Consider the following 19,441-nt stretch of genomic DNA (forward strand, 5'->3'; position numbering starts at 1 on the left):
ACGTGTGTGGTGATGCTTTCACCGCCTGTATCCACGTGAGCACACACAGAATTCGATGCCGTTCTTCAGCCGACACGGCACCTTCCCTACAGGTCGGGATCCGGGTGGTCAGTCGGTGGTGAGGATGAGGCCGCTGGTGGGGACGCCGGTGCCGGCGGTTATCACTACGTTTCGAGTGTCGGGGATCTGGTTGGCGGCGGTGCCTCTTAGTTGGCGGACGGCTTCGGCTATGCCGTTCATGCCGTGGATGTACGCTTCGCCGAGTTGGCCGCCGTTGGGGTTCACGGGGAGGCGGCCGCCTAGTTCTATGGCGGCGTCGGCTATGTAGTCCTTTGCCTCACCTTTGGGGCAGAAGCCTAGTTCTTCCAACTGGCAGAGGACGAAGGGGGTGAAGTGGTCGTAGAGGATGGTGGTCTGGATGTCGGCGGGGGTGAGGCCGGACATTGACCAGAGTTTTCCGGCTACCACTCCCATTTCGGGGAGGCCGGTCATGTCGTCTCTGTAGAAGCTGGTCATCATCATCTGGCCGGTGGCGGAGCCTTGGGCCGCGGCGGTGATGACGGCCGGGGAGCGGCGGAGGTCGCGGGCCCGGTCTGTCGAGGTGACGACCAGGGCTACGGCGCCGTCGCTTTCCTGGCAGCAGTCGAGCAGGTGGAGGGGTTCGACGATCCATTTGGAGCGTTGGTGGTCGTCGAGGGTTATGGGACGGTTGTGGAACCAGGCGGCGGGGTTGGTCGACGCGTGTTTTCGCATGGCCACGGCCACTCGGCCGAAGTCTTCCGAGGTGGCGCCGTAGACGTGCATGTAGCGGCGCGCGAACATGGCGACCCAGGCGGCGGGGGTCATGAGGCCGTACGGGACGTGCCAGCTCATTTCCACGCCTAGAGAGGACGGTTCGCCGCCGAGGCCGGCGTTGGGCTGGCCGAACCTGCGGCCGGAGCGTTCGTTGAAGGCGCGGTAGCAGACGACGGTGGTGGCGGCGCCGGTGGCTACGGCCATCGCGGCGTGCATGACGGTGCCGCAGGCGGCGCCACCGCCGTACTCGACGCGGGAGAAGAAGGACAGGTCGCCGATGCCGGTTTCCCTGGCCACGGCGATCTCCTGATTGGCGTCCTGGGTGAAGGTCACCATGCCGTCCACGTCGGCGGGGTTCAGGCCGGCGTCGTCGAGCGCGTTGTGGACGGCTTCGGCGGCGAGCTGGAGTTCGGTGCGGCCGGATTCCTTGGAGAACTCGGTCGCGCCGATGCCGGCGATGGCGGTGCGGCCGGAGAGTGAGTTCACCTCGGTACGCCTTTCTGGGGAAGAAGGTGCCTTTCCATGAACCGGGTCCGTGGGGGGACGGAATCTGGTGGGTCAGTGGGGGAGGCGGAATCTGACGGTGCCGGTGGCGTGGTCGCCGAGGCTTACGGCGCCGCGGACGTCGACGGTGAAGTCGCCGTTCACGCAGGACACGACGGCGCCGGTGATGGTGAGGACGTCGCCGGCGTACGCGGGGACGCCGAGGCGGACGTTGATGCCGCGGATCAGGGTCTGCGGTCCGGACCAGTCGGTGACGAAGCGTTCCACCAGGCCCATGGTGGTGAGGATGTTGAGGAAGATGTCCTTGGAGCCTTGGGCCCGTGCGTTCTCGACGTCGTGGTGGACGGGGGTGAAGTCCATGGTGGCGATGGCGGTGGAGACGACGGTGGTGGGGGTGAGGTTGATGGTCAGCGGCGGCAGGGCCGTGCCGAGGGTGATCTCCGCTTGGGTCAGGGTGCGCATCAGGCCTCCCGGGGTGCCCACATCGGCAGGGTGAGGTCGTCGTCCATCTCGCGGTACGTCACGCGTACCGGCATTCCGACGGTGACCTGGTCCGGTGGACAGTCGACGATGTTCCCGACCATCCGCACGCCTTCCGGCAGGCAGACCACGGCGACGACGAACGGCGTGCGGGGGCCGGGGACGGGGGGGTTGTGGTGGACGACGTAGCTGAACACCTCGCCGGTCCCGGCGGCCGTGACGTACGTGCGGTTGAGCGAACGGCAGGCGGTGCAGAACGGACCGGGTGGGTGCCGTAGTTCGCCGCAGTCGCCGCATTTCTGGATCCGGAGCTCGCCGGCCCGCACGCCGTCCCAGAAGAAGGCGGTGTCGCGGTTGACGGCGGGACGCAGCGGATAGGGGTCGCGCCTCCCCGGGGCCGGTTTCTGTTCCCAGGGCCGGAACTTCAGGATGCGGAACATCATCTCGGCGACCGGTTCGTCGCCGACGTACCAGGTGATGACCCAGGTGACGAAGTACCCGGCGCCGAGCGCGGTGGTCTTCGGGCCGGTGAGGCCGGTCAGGCGGGTGGCGGGTGCCACGCGTTCGCCGAGCCGCAGGTAGCGGTGGTAGGTCTGCTCGCAGTTGGTGGCGACGACGCCGGTGAAGCCGTCGGCGTCCAGCAGGTCGAGCACGCCGCCGATGGGGCTCGCGCCGGTCTCGGTCCGCACGCCGGCCATCGTCCAGACCTGGATCATGGCGGGTGGCGCCACGATCTCGCCGTGCACCGTGCCGGCGGCGAAATCGGCGTCGGTGTACAGCGGGTTGGCGTCCCCCATCGCGTCCACCCAGTGGCGGATCATCGGCAGGTTCACCGGGTCCACGGCGGCGGCGCCGCGCACCTCCCCCACGGCGATCTGCTCATCGGCCAGAGCCATGAGGCGTTCGTGGACGTCCGATCCCGCCGTCGTGGTCACCAGGTCTCCTCCTCAGCGTGGCGGCCGGGGTAGTCGCAGGCCGAGCATCGCGATCAGTTCGCGCTGCACCTCGTTCACTCCCCCGCCGAAGGTCAGCACGATCGCGCCTTTGACCCCTTGGTCCATGGACTCCATGAACGCGGCGGTCTCGGGGTCGGACGGGTCGCCGTACCTGGCCAGGGTCTCGCCGACGATCCTGCCGATCTCCTGCATGCGCTCCGAGCCGTAGATCTTGGTGGCGGAGGCGTCGGGTGCGCCGAGCCAGCCGAGGTCCATGTTGGCGGCGACCTGCCAGTTCAGCAGTTCGTTGGTGCGGAAGCAGGCGTGCGCGCGGGCCAGCGCGCGGCGTACGGCGGGTTCCTCGATGACGCCGGTGCGGCGGGCCCAGGCGGCGAAGCGGTCGCTCACGCGGGCCAGGTTGCCTGCCGGGCCGAGGGTGACACGTTCGTGGTTGAGCTGGTTGACGATCAGGTCCCAGCCTTTGTTCTCCTCGCCGACCAGCATGTCCACCGGGACACGTACGTCGCTGTAGTACGTGGAGTTGGTGTGGTGGCGGCCGTCCATGGTGACGATCGGGGTCCAGGAGAAGCCGGGGTCGGCGGTGTCGGCGATCAGGATGGAGATGCCGCGGTGTTTCCTGGCGCCGGGGTCGGTGCGCGCGGCGAGCCAGATGTACTGCGCGTGGTGCGCGCCGGAGGTGAAGATCTTCTGGCCGTTCACGACGTAGTGTCCGCCGTCCCTGACGGCCGTGGTGCGCAGGGACGCGAGGTCGGTACCGGCGTCCGGCTCGCTGTAGCCGATGGCGAAGTGACAGTCCCCGGCGAGGATGCGGGGGAGGAAGTGTTCCTTCTGCTCGGGGGTGCCGTACTGCATGAGGGTGGGGCCGACGGTCTGGAGCGTGATGATGGGGTACGGCACCTCGGCGCGCGCGATCTCGTTGGCGAAGATCTGCTGCTCCAGGGGGCCGAGCCCGGCGCCGCCGTACTCCTTGGGCCAGCCGAGGCCGAGTTTGCCGTCGCGGCCGAGTCTGCGGCAGTGCTCGATGTACGCCGCGCCGAACGGGTCCTCGGCCAGCCGTTCCCGGTCCTCGGGGGTGAGGCAGCCGGCGAAGTAGTCGCGCAGTTCGTCGCGGAGCCGCTTCTGCTCGGGGGTGAGGTCGATCAGCATCGGACCAGTTCTCCGATCGCGTCGAGCCGGGCCTCCACGCCGCCGAGCAGGTGGGCCCGGTGCTTGGCCCAGGCGAAGTAGCGGTGCAGGGGGTAGGTCACGTCGAGGCCGAGGCCACCGTGCAGGTGCTGGCAGGTGTACAGCGCGAGCAGGCCGGCGTCGGCGACGGTGTGCGCGGCGACGGCCAGGTCGAGCTCGGCCTCGGCGTGCAGGCCCTGGTCGACGCGCCAGGCGCCGGACCACATGGCGACGTCCAGTGCGCGGCCCGCGATGTAGACGTCGGCGATCTGCATGGTGACGGCCTGGAACTCGGCGAGCACGCGGTCGAACTGCCTGCGGGTCCTGATGTGCTGTGTCGTGAGGTCGAGCGCGCCGGCGAGCACGCCTGAGGCGGTGGCGGTGATCGCGGCGAGGGTGAGCAGGCGCAGCAGGGTGAACGCGGCGCCGTCGTCGGCGCCGACCGGGTCGCCGGGGGTGTCGTCGAGGGTCAGCGCCGCGGCGGGCTCTCCGGTGGCCGTCGGCACGGGGTGGACGGTGGCGTCCCGTGGACGTACCAGGAACAGGCCGACGCCTCGGGGGGTGCGGGCCGGCACCAGGATGGCCTCGGACTCGGCGGCGTGGCCGACCATGGTCTTGCGGCCGGTCAGCAGCCGGCGGTCGCCGTCCTCGCGTGCGGTGGTGAGCGGCTCGGCGCCTAGGTCGCGGCCGGGTTCCAGCGGGGCCGCGGTGAGCACGATCTCGCCTTCGGCGAGGCGGGTCAGCGCGGCGCGCTGCTCGGCCGAGCCGTGGCGGCCGACGACCATGCCGGCGACCAGTGCGTCCTGCAGGGGTATCGGCGCGACGTGGGCCCCGGCCTCGCGGAGCACGACGGCCATCTCGACGGCGCCGAGCCCGGCGCCGCCGGACTCCTCCGGCAGGCAGGCGCCGACGAGGCCGGCCTTGGCGGTCGCGGCCCACAGCCCCGTGTCGTACGGCTTGGTGTCGTCGCCGGCCGTCTCGCGACCGAACAGGCCCGCGGCCAGGCTCCGCAGCTCGGCCTGGGTCTCGTCCAGGGTGAAATCCATCGAGCACCCCCTTGAGCGTGTCAGCCGCAAACTAGAACACATTCTATTCGCTGTCCATAGCCTTTCCGTGGAAGATCGCCGGCGATGAGTGAGCGCATCACAAAGAACATGGAAGAACGGCATTCAATGTTGACCGGCCGGTAACAAGGTCTACCTGCGGGTAATCCGGTAACGTGTTCTCATGCGCACCACGCAGGCCGGCACGGCGACCACGGCGCCTCGCACCGACCCCCGTCCGGCCGCGCCTCACCCTGTCACCGCCGGTGTCTCCTCAGGCGTGCGCACCCGCAGCCAGCACCAGCGGCGCAAGCGCATCATCCAGGCCGCCGCGGCCCTCGCCTCGCGTGGCGGCGTCGAGGCCATGCAGATGCGCACGGTCGCCGAACGCGCCGGAGTGGCGCTCGGCACGCTCTACCGCTACTTCCCCTCCAAGATGGATCTCGTCGTCGCGGTGGTCAGCGAGGAGATCGACCTGCTGGAGAGCAGCATCGAGCGGCGTCCACCGCGTGCCGCCACCCCGGCGGGCCGCGCGGTCGACGTGCTGATGCGGGCCACCCGCGGGCTCATGCGTGAGCCCGAGCTGGCCGACGCGCTGATCCGGTCGCTCATCATGGCCGACGTCGAGACACCGTTCGCCGACCGCATGGCGGGGCTGTTGCTGCGGGTCTCCGGGCTCACCCCCGAGTCGGCGGGTGAGGCGCGGTTCACCCTCGCGAGCGCCGTGTCGGCGGTGTGGGTGCAGGAACTGCTCGAGATGCTGCGCGGACGGCGCACCTACGAGCAGATACAGCAGCGCATCGAGATCGTGGCGGAGCGGCTGCTCGCCGACCTCGCCTCCTGACACCCCGAGGTTCCCGCTCGAACTGTAACCCGTTACTGTTCGGTCCGGAACAATGTTCGACCCGTGGAGGGAGCCGCATGGGAGCACCGGTGATCGTCGAGGCGGTCCGCACTCCGATCGGCAAACGGGGCGGCGTGCTCGCAGGGGTCAAGCCGCAGGCACTGCTCGCGGCGGCCATGAGCGGTGTGATCACCCGGTCGGGCCTCGACCCGTCCGCGGTCGAGCAGGTCTTCGCCGGGTGCGTCACGCAGGCAGGCGAGCAGGGTGGCCACGTCGGACGGTACGCCTGGCTGTACGCGGGGCTGCCGCACCAGACCGGGGTCACCACGGTGGACGCGCAGTGCGGGTCGTCCCAGCAGGCCGTGCACCTGGTGGCGGCGCTGATCCAGGCCGGGGTCATCGAGGCCGGCATCGCCTGCGGGGTCGAGGTGATGAGCCGGCAGCCGCTCGGCAGCAACGTGCTCCCCGCCGACCCGCGTCCCGACGACTGGGACATCGACCTGCCTGACCAGTTCACCGCCGCGGAGCGGATCGCGCGGCGGCGGGGACTCACCCGGGAACGGCTGGACGCCTTCGGGGCCCGCTCGCAGCGGCTCGCCGCGCAGGCGTGGACACAGGGCCGGTTCGACCGTGAGGTCGTCCCGATCAACGCACCCGTGCTCGGGCCGGAAGGGCCGACCGGTGCGTCGCGCACCGTGCTGCGCGACCAGGGGCTGCGGGAGACCACGGTCGAGGGGCTGAGCGCGTTGAAACCGGTTCTCGGTCCGGAGGCCCTGCACACGGCAGGCACCTCGTCGCAGATCTCCGACGGCGCCGCCGCTGTTCTGCTGATGAGCGAGCCGGCCGCGGCGAGGCACGGGCTGCGGCCACGGGCCCGCATACTCGGACAGGCGCTGGTGGGGTCCGAGCCGTACTACCACCTGGACGGGCCGGTGGACGCGACGGCCAAGGTGCTGGGCTCGACCGGCATGAAGATCAGCGACATCGACCTGTTCGAGGTGAACGAGGCGTTCGCGTCGATCGTCCTGTCGTGGGGCTCGGTGCACGAGCCGGACTTCGACCGGGTCAACGTCAACGGCGGCGCCATCGCGCTCGGCCACCCGGTCGGGGCCACCGGCGCCAGGCTGGTCACCACGGCACTGCACGAGCTGGAGAGGTCGGGCTCCGCCACGGCCCTGGTCACCATGTGCGCCGGTGGCGCGCTCGCCACCGCGACCGTGCTCGAGCGCGCGTGAAGACCCGCCGCAGGCCCTACAGCGACCAGCGTCCCACCGGCCACGGCGGTGGCGTGTGGAGCGTGCCGGTGCCGATCCCCGGCAACCCGCTCGGGTACACGCTGGTGTACGCCGTCGAGTCCCCCGGCGGCATCGTGCTGATCGACGCGGGCTGGAACCACGAGGACGCCTGGACGGCGCTGCGTGACGGCCTGTCGGCCGTCGGGGTGCGGGTGAGCGACCTGCGCGGTGTCGTCGTGACGCACTACCACCCCGACCACGCGGGCCTCGCCGGCCGGGTGCGTGAGGAGTGCGGCGGCTGGATCGCCATGCACGAGGCCGACGCGGCCCTGGTACGCCTGTACCGTGAGCTCGCCGGCGACTCCGGCCGCACGCTGCAGGTCGAGATGATGCGCAGGGCCGGCGCGGGTGCCGACGCCGACGCCATGGTCAACGCCGAGCGTCCCATCCCGCCGGCGCAGCCCGACATCGAGCTGCGCGACGGCGAACTGATCGACCTCCCCGGCCGCGCGCTGCGCACCGTGTGGACCCCCGGCCACACCCCCGGTCATCTCTGCCTTCACCTGGAGGACGCCGACCGGCTGTTCACCGGCGACCACGTGTTGCCTGGCATCACCCCACATGTCGGCATCTATCCGTACGACCGCGCCGACACCGACCCGCTGACCGACTTCCTCGGCTCACTGGACCGCCTCGCCACCTTCACCACCACAGAGGCGCTCCCCGCGCACGAGTGGACCTTCAAGGGGGTCGCGGCCCGCGCCGCCGACATCCGCGCGCACCACGAGGAGAAGCTCGACTCCCTGGCGGCACTCCTCACCGATCTGGCCCCCGACGCGTACTCCATCTGGCAGATCGCCGAGAAGATGACGTGGAACCGTCCCTGGGCCGACCTGTACCCCATACAGCGCGGCATGGCCGCCGGGGAGGCCGCCGCGCACCTGCGCACGCTGGAGACGCGCGGCCAGGCGCTGCGTCACCCCGGTGAGCCGGTGCGGTTCTCCGCGCCGTGAGCGGCGTACTCCTTCAGCACGATGGCGTCGGCCTTGCCGAACTGCGCGGCCATGACGCGCTTCATCGGCCAGCGGGTCATCATGCGCATCGAGAACGCGCGCAGTGAGATCATGAACCGTGACCGGGGAGCGAAGCCGCTGACACCGCCGGGTGGCAACTGGACGCAGGCGGCGACGTAGTCGCGCATCTCGTCCTGGTAGCGCGCGAACGCGGCCTCGTGGTCGTCCGGCGTGGCCGCCAGCTCACCCGCGAGGACGTAGGCGCCGACCAGCGACATGCTGGTGCCGAGGCCCGCGAGCGGTGAGCCGCAGTAGCCGGCGTCCCCCACCAGCGTGACCCGGCCACGCCACCAGCGGTCCACGTGCACCTGGCTGACCTCGTCGAAGTAGAAGTCCGGCGCGTCCGGCAACTGCCGGAGGATCTCGGGGACCCGCCAGCCGGCGCCTGCCAGCTTCCTGGCCACGATGTCCCGTTGCCGGCTCACGTCCTGCCGGTCGTAGGCGAGCGGCGGCGAGGTGAAGGTGAGCGAGGCCTTCGCCGTGCCGCCGCGCTCGGGCCGCAGGCCCGCCACCAGGCCGCCGGGAGCGTTGTACATCAGGAACCAGTTGTCCAGGTCACCCGGGTCCCGCACGGTGAAGTACGCCGTGTACGCACCGAGGTGACGCACGTACTCGGAGTCCGGCCCGAAGGCGAGCCCGCGCACCGCCGAGTGCACGCCGTCCGCGCCGACCACGATGTCGAACCGGCGCCTGGACCCGCCGGCGAACACCACATCCACCCCGTCGGCACGTTGCGCGAGCATGGTGACGCGGTCGCCGAAGACGTACTCGACGTAGCCGCGTGTGGCGTCGTACAGGATGCGCGCGAGGTCACCGCGCATGATCTCGATGTCGGCCACGATGCCCTCGCCACCGAACGCGTCCACCGGCATCGACGCGGTGCGGCGGCCCCGGCCGTCCACGAAGGCGAAGCCGCGTTCGTCCGCCTGGTGCCGCCGCACCTCCGGCATGATCCCCATCCGCTCGGCCACGTCACGCGCGACCCCGCGCAGGTCGACCGCGTGCCCTCCCGGCCGCACCCCGGACGCGCGCTCCACGACCGTCACCACGAAGCCGTGCCGGCTCAGCCAGTGGGCCAGCGCGGGCCCGGCGATGCCGGCGCCTGAGATGAGCACACTCGTCGCTTCCATGGAACACCTCCACATTTATGTACAGCGTACGCAGATAATTACGTACACGCTACAGTCCTTGGGAAACACCGGCAAGTACAAGCTTGATGGCTCGATTGTGTACTAGTACACCGTGCGGGTCGCACCGTGTCGCCGCCTCTGGTGTACTAGTACATGGACCCCAGGAGGACGCATGACCGACCCCGCTCCGCCTTACCTGCGCATCGCCGACGACCTCCGCCGGCGCATCACCTCAGGCGAGCTGCGTCCCGGCGACCGCGTCCCCTCGGCGCGCCACATCACCCGAGAGTGGGGTGTCGCGATCGCCACCGCCATGAAGGTCCTCACCGTCCTGCGCCAGGACGGCCTCACCACCGTCCGGCCCGGGGTCGGCACCGTGGTCGCGGGCTCCCCCCTCCCCCGTCCCGCCAGACCGGCCTCCGGTCGCGACACCGCCGACCTCACCCGCGACCGCGTCGTCCGCGCCGCCATCGCGCTCGCCGACGTCGAAGGCATGGCGGAGCTGTCCATGCGGCGCGTCGCCAACGCGCTCGGCGTCGCCACGATGTCGCTGTACCGGCACGTCCCGAGCAAGGACGACCTCGTCCTCCTCATGATCGACACCGCGCTCGGCGAGGAGACCTTCCCCGCCACCCGGCCGGACGGCTGGCGCGCACGGCTCGAACTCAGCACCCGCATGCTGTGGCGCCTCTTCCACCGCCACCCCTGGCTGGCCCCCGCCATGTCCCTGACCCGGCCCCAACTCGCCCCCAACGCGCTCCAGTACGCCGAGTGGGGGCTGACGGCGTTCGACGGCACCGACCTCGACCCCGAGCATCGCCTGTACGTGCACGTGATGCTGTTCAGCTACGTCCGGGGCCTCGCCACCGCGCTGGAACCCGAGGCGGAGGCGGAACGCGAGACCGGCCTGACCAACGACGAATGGATGGAGTCGCACGAGGACGAGTTCGCGGGGATCGACGGAACCGGAGCCCTGGCGTCGTTCATGCGGAGCGACGTCGAGTTCGACCTGGACAAACTCTTCGAGTTCGGCCTGGCACGTCTCCTCGACGGCCTTCAGGTCCTCCAGAGCCGTCCGCACGCGGAACGAGTCGCACCCCCGCCTCGTTGATCCCCTACACTCTGAGACGTCGGATGTCCGATCCGTGACGTCCGACGTAACACATGAGGTGATGTACAGGTGGCGGTAACAGACGCCGCGATCGACAAGATCAAAGGGATGATCGTCTCCGGCGAGCTGGCCCCCGGGGCCCGGCTCCCCAAGGAGGCCGACCTCGCCGAACGCCTCGGCCTGTCCCGCAACTCCCTGCGTGAGGCCGTCCGGGCCCTCTCCCTGATCAACGTGCTCGACGTCCGCCAAGGCGACGGCACCTACGTGACGAGCCTCGAACCCCGCCTCCTGCTCGACGCGCTGTCCTTCGTCGTCGACTTCCACCGCGACGACACCGTCCTGGAGTTCTTCCAGGTCCGCCGCATCCTCGAACCCGCCGCCACCGCCATGGCCGCCACCATCATGACCCCCGAGGACATCGACGACCTCAAAGCCATCCTCGACGCCGTCCCCGACAACCCGACCGTCGAAGAAATGGTCGCCAACGACCTCGAGTTCCACCAGCGCATCGCCGTGGGCTCCGGCAACACCGTCCTCGCCTCCCTGATCGAAAGCCTCTCCGCCCCCACCACCAGGGCCCGCGTCTGGCGCGGACTCACCCAGGAAGGCGCCAACCTCAAAACCCAGGAACAACACCTCGCCATCTACGAGGCCATCGCCTCCCACCAGCCGGAAATAGCCAGAAGCTGGGCCACCGTCCACATCTCCGGCGTCGAGGAATGGCTCCGCCGGGCCCTGTGACCCGCGCGACAAGTCACGCGACAGCGGGTGGCGTGGTAGGCATGGCACATGTCGGAGGTTGAGCCGCTTTCTGGGGATGATCCTGAGCGGCTGGGTGGGTATCGGTTGGTAGGGCGACTTGGGGAAGGGGGGCAGGGGACGGTTTTTCTCGGGGTGGAGAGTGGTGGGTCGCGGGTCGCGGTCAAGTTGATGCGGGCTCGGCTGGACGACGAGAGGGCTCGGCGGCGGTTCGCGGGGGAGGTCGAGGCGGTGCGGCGGGTGGCGCCGTTCTGTACGGCGCAGGTGCTGGACGCGGATCTTTATGGGGATCGGCCGTACATCGTCAGTGAGTATGTCGAAGGGGTGTCACTGCAGCGGCATGTGACGAACGAGGGGCCGCGTAGCGGTGGGGCCATGGAGCGGATCGCGGTGGGGACGGCGACGGCGCTCGCGGCGATCCACGGGGCCGGGGTGGTGCACCGGGATTTCAAGCCGGGGAACGTGCTGCTCGGGATGGACGGACCGCGGGTCATCGACTTCGGGATCTCGCGGCTCATGGACACGGCGACCACTACGGGACGGCTGGCGGTCGGCACGCCGGCGTACATCTCTCCCGAGGCGCTCAGAGGGGAGCGCGCGGGGTCGGCGGCCGACATGTTCGGGTGGGCCCTCACGGTGGCGTTCACGGCGAGCGGCAGGCACGCGTACGCGGCGGACACCCTGGAAGCGGTGTTCGGACGCATCCTGTTCGGTGAGCCGGATCTCGACCCGTTGTCCGGGCCGCTGCGTGCGCTCGTCGAGGAGTGCCTGCGGCCGGACCCCGACGACCGGCCCACCGCCGAGGAGGTTCTGCGCTACCTCATCGCGCGCCGCTCCGCCTCGGCGCCGGAGCCGGCTCCGGCGGGGAGGCCGCCGGACGACCGGCCGACGGCGGACCTGGAACTGCCTGACGGCGAGGTCCTGGAGGCAGGCGCGTCGCTGGCGGCGCGTACGCCACAGGCAGGCGCGGCACCGCAAGCCCGCGCGCCACAGGCCTCCGACGTCCCGGACATCCCGGAGGTGAGGGAGGCGGCCACCTTGCCGTTCGACCGGCAGGCCGACGAGGAGGACCCGCCGACGCTGACCTTCCGCCTGGACGCCGACGGACCCGGCGGACCGGATGATCTGTACGGCGGCGCGCGCACCCGGCCCACGACCTCCGGCCCGCGGCGTGACGGCGTGGCGTCCCGCCGTCCGCGCGACAGTCCGGCGTCTCGTGGTCCGCGCGACGATCTGGCGTCCCACCGTCCGCGTGACGACCTGGAATCCAGCCATCCGCGCGACGGCGCGGCGTCTCGCGGTCCGCGCGACGGCGTCCTGTCCGGTGGTCGTCGTCGCCGTGTGGTGCGTGCCGCCTTGCTCGGTCTGCTGCTCGCCGGTACGGCGGGTGTCGCGCTGTGGCTCGGCCTGACCGGCCACCTGACCGGCCAGGACGCCGGTCCGTTCGCCGGCAGGTGGACCGGCACCGCCGCGCACCCCTCCGCACGGCAGGTCTTCCCCGTGCAGATCGACCTGCCGTCCGGTACCCGCGGCGCCATGCGCTGGGGTCTCGACCTGCACTGCACAGGGACGCTGACGGCCACCACGGCCACGACCTACCGCCTGACCCTGGTGAGCGGCACCCCGTGCTACTCCGGCACGCTCACCTTGACCGCCACGGGCCCGGCCACGCTCACCTTCCAGGTGGTCCGCCAGGGCGAATCGACGCCGCGCTACTCGGGAACGGCCGTCCGGATCCCCTGAACCCGGCGGTGTCCCAGGAGCCGGTCAGAAGTCGACGTTGAGGCACGCCAGCCGAGGGCCGGCCTGGCCCGCGTGGCCGGCGTCGGTGTGGGTGTGCTCGGCGTGGAGCACCACCGACTTCGCCTGACGGTCGGTGAAGCGCCACGCCACCGCCGACGTGGCGAGGCCGTTCCCCTTGGCGTCGGTGGTGAAGTCCAGCCAGACCTCGTTCTGAGGATTGGCGTATTTCGGGTCGGTCGACGGCGTCTTCGGGTCCTTCATGTTCTGGTAGTGGGGGCCCGCGTCGTCCGCCTTGGCCCCGCACGTATTGACGTGCGCGTGCGCTCCGTATTTGTGGTTGGCCAGCAGCCCCCGTGTCCGCAGCATCACCTGCGTGCGGCCGTCCCCCACCGGCATGTAACTCACCGCCGCCACCGCGCCGGCCGGCACGAGTTTCCGGTCGTACGTGATCGCGTCCCGGCCCTGCGCGTACGGCTCGAACCGGCCCACCGCCAGCGCCATGCCGCGCTCGTCCGCCGGCGCCGTGGCCGGGGTGGTGAGCAGGCCCAGAGGGACCAGTAGGGCCACGACGCCTTCGCGCACCGCCATGATCGTCTCTCCTTCGATCAGCCGTCCAACTGAACTCACATATGCCCGAATAACTGGATATGACAGAGATATCCAATGTGAAAGTTCCGCCAGGCACAGGCAATCACGACACCGGAAAGACCGCCAGCCGAATCATGCGACGGGGCTGTGAGATGACGCGATGGACACCGTCAGAGAAACATATTCCTGATGGGATGATTTTTTACCGTCGCCGCGGTTTCTCGTCATTCAGCGAGAAGTCCTGAGCCTGAAGGTCGTGCCACAGCGATTCGGGGACGGGGGTGGCGGCCAGGGTGGCGTTGGCCTTGATCTCCTCGGGGCTGCGGACGCCGACCAGGACGGAGACCACGGCGGGGTGGCGCAAGGGGTAGGCGAGAGCGGCCTGCGGGAGGGTGACGCCGTGGTGGTCGCAGAGGGTCGTCAGGTGGCGGACGCGGGTTCTCACGGCCTCGGGGGGTGGTGCGTAGTCGTAGGTGCCGGTGGCGTCGTGGGTGGCGAGGAGGCCGCTGTTGAAGACGCCGGCGGCGATCACGGGGACGCCGCGGGTGCGGCAGAGGTCGAGCAGGGGGGTGCCTGAGCGGTCGAGGAGGGTGTGGCGGCCGGCCAGGAGGATGACGTCGAGGTCGGTCTCCTCGACGAAGCGGGCCGGCATCTGCCATTGGTTCATGCCTACGCCGATGGCCTTCACGACTCCTTGGGATCGGAGTTCGGCCAGGGCCGGGTAGGCCTCGGTCACGGCCTGGCGCCAGTGGTCGTCGGGGTCGTGGAGCAGGACGATGTCCACGTGGTCGAGGCCGAGGCGTTTCAGGCTGCTCTCCAGCGAGCGGCGTACGCCGTCGCGGGAGAAGTCCCAGACGCGGCGGTGGGTTCTCGGGACGTCGAAACCCTCGTCGTCCTTGCCTGTCTCCTCCGTGGGGTCCAGGAGGCGGCCGACCTTGGTGGACACGGTGTAGAAGCCTCTCGGCCACTGGCGCAGGGCCGCGCCGAGACGGCGTTCGGACAGGCCGAGGCCGTAGTGGGGAGCCGTGTCGAAGTACCTGACACCGGCCTCCCAGGCGGCGGTCACGGTGGCGGCGGCCTGGTCGTCGGTGACCGCGGTGAACAGGTTGCCGAGAGGGGCCGTACCTACGCCGAGCCGGGTCACTCGCGCACCCCGGCCCACGATGACGTCCTGCACGTCATGACTCCTTCACGGTCGTCGGGGTAGTCCTGCGGTCAGACGGGCCGGACCCGGCTCGTAATGCCTTCGTGTGACTTGCCCGAGATTCATCGGATATTTTGAGCAGACGATCGCGTAACCGAACACGTCCGTCAAGAAGGCCTGGCGGGCCGATCGTTGATTCATCGGACCCTTGACCTGTCACACACATACAGGACAGACTCGCGGCGTCACTGAGCGTGTCCGGCGGCAGGTCGCACGGCTTGACCGCTCCCCGTGAGCGTAATAGAACACGTTTCAGTAACGTATGCCTTGCCGGCGTTCCGGCCAGAACCTCAGGTGGCCTCATGGATATCAGCACGGATATCGACCTCGTCGACCAGGATGTCTACGCGCGTGACGGCGCTCCGCACGACCAGTTCGCATGGCTGCGCGCCAACGACGCCGTGTTCTGGCACGAGAAGGGGGCCGAGGAGGGCTGGCCGGGCTTCTGGGCCGTCACACGGCACGAGGACGTCGTGCGGGTGTCGCGCGACTCCGAGTTGTTCTCCTCCAGCCGCAGGCTCGCGCTGTTCGACGAGATGCCCGAGGAGCAGCTCCTCCTCCAGCGGATGATGATGCTGAACCAGGACCCGCCGGAGCACACGCGGCGCCGTTCCCTGGTGAACCGCGGTTTCACGCCTAGGCAGATCGGCCTGCTGGAGGATCACATAAGGGAGATCTGCCACAGCCTGATGGACGACGCGCTCGCCAAAGGCGACATCGACTTCGTCACCGACGTGGCCGCGCCGCTCCCCCTGTACGTGATCTGCGAGCTGCTCGGCGCTCCCGTCGAGGACCGCAACAAGATCTTCGAGTGGTCCAACCGTATGATCGGCGCGCAGGACCCCGAGTACGCGAGCGCACCCGACGACGGCCAGCAGGCCGCGATGGAGGTCTACGCCTACGCCAACGAGCTGGCCGAGAAGCGGCGGGAGAACCCCCAGCCCGACATCGTCACCAAGCTGCTCCAGCCGGCGGAGAACGGCGAGACGCTGTCGGTCGAGGAGTTCGACCTGTTCGTCCTGCTGCTCGTCGTGGCAGGCAACGAGACGACGCGCAACGCCGCGTCCGGCGGCATGCTGGCGCTGTTCGAGCACCCCGAGCAGTGGGAGCGCCTGGTGAAGGACCCCTCGCTGGCCGGCACCGCCGCCGACGAGATCGTCCGCTGGGTCTCCCCGGTCAACCTGTTCCGGCGCACCGCCACCCGCGACACCGTGCTCGGCGGCAAAGAGATCAAGGAGAACGACAAGGTCGTCGTCTTCTACTCCTCGGCCAACCGTGACGAGTCGGTGTTCTCGGACCCCGGCTCGTTCGACGTCGGCCGCGACCCGAACCCGCACATCGGGTTCGGCGGCGGCGGCGCGCACTTCTGCCTCGGCAACCACCTGGCCAAGATGGAGCTGCGGGTGCTGTTCGAGGTGGTGGCGCAGCGCATGCCGGGCCTGCGGCCGGCCGGCGACGCCAAGCGGCTGCGGTCCTACTTCATCAACGGCATCAAGTCGATGCCCGTGGAGCTCTGAGCCGCGCCTGAGCCATGCCGTGCCCTCACCTCACCGGTGGGGGTACGGTGATCTTCGGTGGAGTTGACCGGCAGGTATACAGGCAAAGCTTCGCGTTCGTATAGTCCCGCCATGAAACTGTTGAAGAACTCCCCACAAGGGCCGCAGATCGCCGCAGGCGTGGATCGCGCCTACGCGGATTTCGCCTCCTTGGTGGAGGGTCTCACCGCGGAGCAGTGGCGTACACCGACGCGCTGCGCCGGATGGGAGGTACGCGACATCGCGGGGCACGTCACCGGGCTCGCCAAGGACATCGCGGGTGGTTTCAGCCAGACCCGTTCCGGTGACCAGCAGGCCGCCGCGCTGCGTGGCCGCGAGCCCGCGGAACTGGTCGACCAGTTGCGCACCGCGGCCAAGTCGATCGTGGGCCTGCTCAACGGCCGGGAGGCGACCTTCTGGCACACGTCGGGGCCGCTGCCGGGGCTGGACCGGGCACAGAGCTCGATCCGGCTGTGGCACGACCTGTTCATCCACACCGATGACATACGGGTGGCGCTGGGGCTGCCGTCGGAGCGGGGGCCGGGGCTGCGCGCGTCCCTGGACGACGTGTCGCGCCGGCTCGATGAGGAGGGGTTCGGTCCGGCGCGGTTCGTGCTGACGGGGATGGACGGGGAACCGGAGGAGCTCGTGTTCGGGGCTCCGGGGCCGGAGACTCCGGTGGTGACGGTGGACGCGCTGGACTTCCTGATGGCGGCCACGGGGAGGGCCGATCCGGCCTCGCTGGGGTTCGGGCCCGAGATGAACATCTATCGGGAGTGAAGCGGCTCTAGACTGCGGATCATCCGGTTTCCCGCATCTGCGACTCTAGGCTGCGGATCATCCGGTTCCGTACTTTTGGAGTTGTTGTCATGTCCGAGTTGCGTCCGGCTCCCGCCGGGGTCGATCCCAACACGCCGAGCGCGGCGCGCATCTATGACTACGCGCTCGGAGGCAAGGACAACTACGAGGTCGACCGGATCGCGGCGGAGAAGGCGTTCGCGATGGCGCCTGAGATGCCGGTGATGGCACGGCAGAACCGTGCCTTCCTCGGCCGTGCCGTGCGTTTCCTCGCGGAGGAGGCGGGGATCCGCCAGTTCCTCGACATCGGCTCCGGGCTGCCGACGCAGGCGAACGTCCACCAGGTGGCGGCCGAGGGGTCGCGGGTGGTGTACGTCGACTACGACCCGCTGGTGGTGGCGCACGGGGACGCGCTGGTGGCCGACAGCCCCGGGGTGGCGTTCATCCGGGGGGACCTGAGGAAGGTCGAGGACGTCCTCGCGCACCCCGACCTTCCCCGTTTCATCGACTTCAGCGAGCCGGTGGCGGTGTTGCTGGTCGCCGTGCTGCACTTCGTGCGGGACGAGGAACGCGCGTACGAGGTCGTGGACCTTCTGCGCGAGGTCATGGCACCGGGTAGCTATCTGGCCCTGTCCCACGTGACCCCCGACCCCCACCCCGAGGAGACCGCCGAACTGGTGCAGGTGTCGGCCAGGGCCGGCGCGCCGTGGGTCGCGCGGAGCCGGGACGAGCTGATGCGCTTCTTCGGCGATTTCGAGCTGGTCGAGCCGGGCCTCGTGACCGCACCGGAATGGCGGCCCGGGATCACCCGTCCGGTGGACTTCGCCAAGATGTGGGTGCTCGCGGGGGTCGGCCGCAAGCCCTGACCGGCTCGCCGCCGTAAGCAGGCGCCGAAATCGCCGTACCACGTCCCGCCGCGTCGGCGCCGAAGAAGCGAACGACATCGGGTGGAGGGAACGGGACGGCGAGCGGTCAAGGCCCCCAGGTCGGGCCGGCGCGGCGGCGGGTGAGAGGAACGGGACGGCGAGTGGTCGAGGCCCCTGGGTCGGGTCGGCGCGGCGGCGGGTGACAGGAACGGGACGGCGAACGGTCAAGGCCCCGGGTCGGGTCGGCGCGGCGGTGGGTGAGAGGGATGGGACGGCGAGTGGTCGAGGCCTCTGGGTCGGGGTGGGGTCAGGGCCAGGAGGAGTCCTGGTCGGGGTCGGTGCCGGTGGAGAGGAGGTGGATGTCGGAGTCGACCATCATGGCTATGAGGTCTTCGAAGGGGACCGAGGGTTCCCAGCCGAGTTGGGTTCTGGCTTTCTTGGGGTCGGCGCAGAGGAGGTCCACTTCGGCGGGGCGGTGGAGGGTGGGGTCGAGGACGACGTGGCGTTCCCAGTCGAGGTCGGCGGCGGTGAAGGCGGCTTCGACGAGTTCGCGTACCGAGTGGGTGCGGCCGGTGCCGATGACGTAGTCCTCGGGGGTGGGGGCTTGGAGCATCATGCGCATGGCGCGGACGTAGTCGCCGGCGTAGCCCCAGTCGCGGCGCGCGTCGAGGTTGCCGAGGCGCAGTTCGGTGGCCTGGCCGAGTTTGATCCTGGCGACGCCGAGGGTGATCTTGCGGGTGACGAACTCGGCGCCGCGGCGGGGGGACTCGTGGTTGAACAGGATGCCGGAGACGGCGAACATGCCGTACGACTCGCGGTAGTTCTGGGTGAGGAAGTGACCGTAGGCCTTGGCGACGCCGTACGGCGAGCGCGGGTGGAAGGGGGTCAGTTCGTTCTGCGGGGTCTCGCGGACCTGGCCGAACATCTCCGACGACGACGCCTGGTAGAACCGGATCTGGCCGGAGGCGGTGGCGCGGGACGAGGTGATGCCGGAGCACACCCTGATGGCCTCCAGCATGCGCAGAACCCCCATGCCGGTGACCTCGGCGGTGAGTTCCGCCTGCTCCCACGACATCGGCACGAACGAGATGGCACCGAGGTTGTAGACCTCGTCAGGCGCGACCCGTTCCACGGCGGAGATGAGGGACCCCTGGTCGAGCAGGTCTCCGCGGACGAGCCGCACGTCCCGCAGTTGCCTGCGTACCCGGGAGACCCTGGGGTTGGCCTGGCCGCGTACGAGACCCCAGACTTCGTAGCCCTGTTCCAGCAGGTGCTCGGCGAGGTAGGAACCGTCCTGCCCGGTGATGCCGGTGATCAGAGCACGCCTGGCCAACAGGTCCTCCAGTTCTCCGGGGCCCCGGGGATGATGGCTTCGCCCGAACTTGGACGTTAAGAGCCGAATGTACCGCCACGTGGTCCGCCAAGCGCCAGGGGAGTCTCCCCAGCCTACCTAGAACCAGTTCTACCGAGCAGCGTTCGGTTGGCATGATGTCCCAGTTCGCACGGCGTACGGGAAAGATGAGGCCCGATTCCCACCAAAGAAGGCGTCTAGTACCAGATGGTAGTCTTCGCAGCTAAGATCGGCTTTTGCGGTACATGCCCTGTTTAGAGGT

Annotated in this window: 18 protein-coding genes; 9 read left to right on the plus strand and 9 right to left on the minus strand. The window is 69.7% G+C overall.

The annotated features are described in order from the left end of the window. Positions 1–108: 108 nt before the first annotated feature. The 5 genes from BJ992_RS27160 to BJ992_RS27180 form a co-directional block, all read right to left on the minus strand. Positions 109–1,281, minus strand: coding sequence for a thiolase C-terminal domain-containing protein (locus BJ992_RS27160; RefSeq protein ID WP_184985765.1), 1,173 nt, complete (start codon positions 1,279–1,281; stop codon positions 109–111). Between the two features lie 72 nt (positions 1,282–1,353). Next, positions 1,354–1,761 (minus strand): MaoC/PaaZ C-terminal domain-containing protein, encoded by a 408-nt coding sequence (locus tag BJ992_RS27165; RefSeq protein WP_184985767.1) that lies wholly within the window; start codon positions 1,759–1,761, stop codon positions 1,354–1,356. Beyond that, entirely contained in the window at positions 1,761–2,714 is a 954-nt protein-coding gene (locus BJ992_RS27170; RefSeq protein WP_343072870.1) for a bifunctional MaoC family dehydratase N-terminal/OB-fold nucleic acid binding domain-containing protein, read from the minus strand. Before BJ992_RS27170 ends, BJ992_RS27165 begins: the two co-directional genes overlap by 1 nt. Before the next feature lie 12 nt (positions 2,715–2,726). Next, a complete protein-coding gene (locus BJ992_RS27175; protein WP_184985769.1) occupies positions 2,727–3,881 on the minus strand; it encodes an acyl-CoA dehydrogenase family protein in 1,155 nt (384 codons plus the stop codon). Then, the gene (locus BJ992_RS27180; protein ID WP_184985771.1) at positions 3,875–4,945 is read right to left on the minus strand and encodes an acyl-CoA dehydrogenase family protein; all 1,071 of its coding nucleotides are present in this window, start codon (positions 4,943–4,945) and stop codon (positions 3,875–3,877) included. The genes BJ992_RS27175 and BJ992_RS27180 overlap by 7 nt, the downstream gene beginning before the upstream one ends. 181 nt (positions 4,946–5,126) lie before the next feature. Here BJ992_RS27180 and BJ992_RS27185 point away from each other — a divergent pair, with 181 nt between their 5' ends. The 3 genes from BJ992_RS27185 (at position 5,127) to BJ992_RS27195 (ending at position 8,034) form a co-directional block, all read left to right on the plus strand. Further along, positions 5,127–5,786 carry a TetR family transcriptional regulator gene (locus BJ992_RS27185; RefSeq protein WP_184985773.1) on the plus strand — a complete coding sequence of 220 codons (660 nt, stop codon included), beginning with the start codon at positions 5,127–5,129 and terminating at the stop codon, positions 5,784–5,786. Positions 5,787–5,863: 77 nt separating this feature from the next. Beyond that, positions 5,864–7,021, plus strand: coding sequence for a steroid 3-ketoacyl-CoA thiolase (locus BJ992_RS27190; protein ID WP_184985778.1), 1,158 nt, complete (start codon positions 5,864–5,866; stop codon positions 7,019–7,021). Next, the gene (locus BJ992_RS27195; protein WP_184985780.1) at positions 7,018–8,034 is read left to right on the plus strand and encodes an MBL fold metallo-hydrolase; all 1,017 of its coding nucleotides are present in this window, start codon (positions 7,018–7,020) and stop codon (positions 8,032–8,034) included. The genes BJ992_RS27190 and BJ992_RS27195 overlap by 4 nt, the downstream gene beginning before the upstream one ends. Here the strand turns inward: BJ992_RS27195 and BJ992_RS27200 are convergent. Continuing rightward, positions 7,998–9,224, minus strand: coding sequence for an FAD-dependent monooxygenase (locus tag BJ992_RS27200; protein WP_184985782.1), 1,227 nt, complete (start codon positions 9,222–9,224; stop codon positions 7,998–8,000). The two genes, BJ992_RS27195 and BJ992_RS27200, sit on opposite strands and share 37 nt — an antisense overlap. A gap of 172 nt (positions 9,225–9,396) precedes the next feature. Between BJ992_RS27200 and BJ992_RS27205 the strand changes: the two genes are divergently transcribed. From BJ992_RS27205 to BJ992_RS27215, 3 genes are all read left to right on the plus strand, one after another. Next, positions 9,397–10,335 carry a TetR/AcrR family transcriptional regulator C-terminal domain-containing protein gene (locus tag BJ992_RS27205; protein WP_184985784.1) on the plus strand — a complete coding sequence of 313 codons (939 nt, stop codon included), beginning with the start codon at positions 9,397–9,399 and terminating at the stop codon, positions 10,333–10,335. A gap of 69 nt (positions 10,336–10,404) precedes the next feature. Continuing rightward, positions 10,405–11,076, plus strand: a complete 672-nt coding sequence (locus BJ992_RS34425) for an FCD domain-containing protein (RefSeq protein ID WP_184985786.1) — start codon at positions 10,405–10,407, stop codon at positions 11,074–11,076. A 48-nt stretch (positions 11,077–11,124) separates the two neighbouring features. Further along, a complete protein-coding gene (locus tag BJ992_RS27215; protein ID WP_246496786.1) occupies positions 11,125–12,837 on the plus strand; it encodes a serine/threonine-protein kinase in 1,713 nt (570 codons plus the stop codon). A 24-nt stretch (positions 12,838–12,861) separates the two neighbouring features. Here the strand turns inward: BJ992_RS27215 and BJ992_RS27220 are convergent, their stop codons facing one another. After that, positions 12,862–13,464 carry a superoxide dismutase family protein gene (locus tag BJ992_RS27220; protein ID WP_221475001.1) on the minus strand — a complete coding sequence of 201 codons (603 nt, stop codon included), beginning with the start codon at positions 13,462–13,464 and terminating at the stop codon, positions 12,862–12,864. 163 nt (positions 13,465–13,627) lie between these two features. After that, positions 13,628–14,602: an aldo/keto reductase gene (locus BJ992_RS27225; RefSeq protein WP_184985790.1), complete on the minus strand. Its 975-nt coding sequence runs from the start codon at positions 14,600–14,602 to the stop codon at positions 13,628–13,630. Positions 14,603–14,931: 329 nt separating this feature from the next. Here BJ992_RS27225 and BJ992_RS27230 point away from each other — a divergent pair, with 329 nt between their 5' ends. The 3 genes from BJ992_RS27230 to BJ992_RS27240 all read left to right on the plus strand — a co-directional run bounded on the left by BJ992_RS27230 (position 14,932) and on the right by BJ992_RS27240 (position 17,828). Beyond that, a complete protein-coding gene (locus BJ992_RS27230) occupies positions 14,932–16,146 on the plus strand; it encodes a cytochrome P450 (RefSeq protein ID WP_184985792.1) in 1,215 nt (404 codons plus the stop codon). Between the two features lie 111 nt (positions 16,147–16,257). Continuing rightward, on the plus strand, positions 16,258–16,944 hold the full coding sequence (locus BJ992_RS27235) for a maleylpyruvate isomerase family mycothiol-dependent enzyme (protein ID WP_184985794.1): 687 nt from the start codon (positions 16,258–16,260) through the stop codon (positions 16,942–16,944). Between the two features lie 89 nt (positions 16,945–17,033). Further along, the gene (locus BJ992_RS27240) at positions 17,034–17,828 is read left to right on the plus strand and encodes an SAM-dependent methyltransferase (RefSeq protein ID WP_184985796.1); all 795 of its coding nucleotides are present in this window, start codon (positions 17,034–17,036) and stop codon (positions 17,826–17,828) included. Between the two features lie 307 nt (positions 17,829–18,135). Here BJ992_RS27240 and BJ992_RS27245 read toward each other — a convergent pair whose 3' ends face one another. After that, positions 18,136–19,161, minus strand: coding sequence for a GDP-mannose 4,6-dehydratase (locus tag BJ992_RS27245; RefSeq protein WP_184985798.1), 1,026 nt, complete (start codon positions 19,159–19,161; stop codon positions 18,136–18,138). Positions 19,162–19,441: the final 280 nt, after the last annotated feature.

Origin of the sequence: Sphaerisporangium rubeum (assembly GCF_014207705.1) — a bacterium.
In the GTDB taxonomy this organism is placed as follows: domain Bacteria; phylum Actinomycetota; class Actinomycetes; order Streptosporangiales; family Streptosporangiaceae; genus Sphaerisporangium; species Sphaerisporangium rubeum.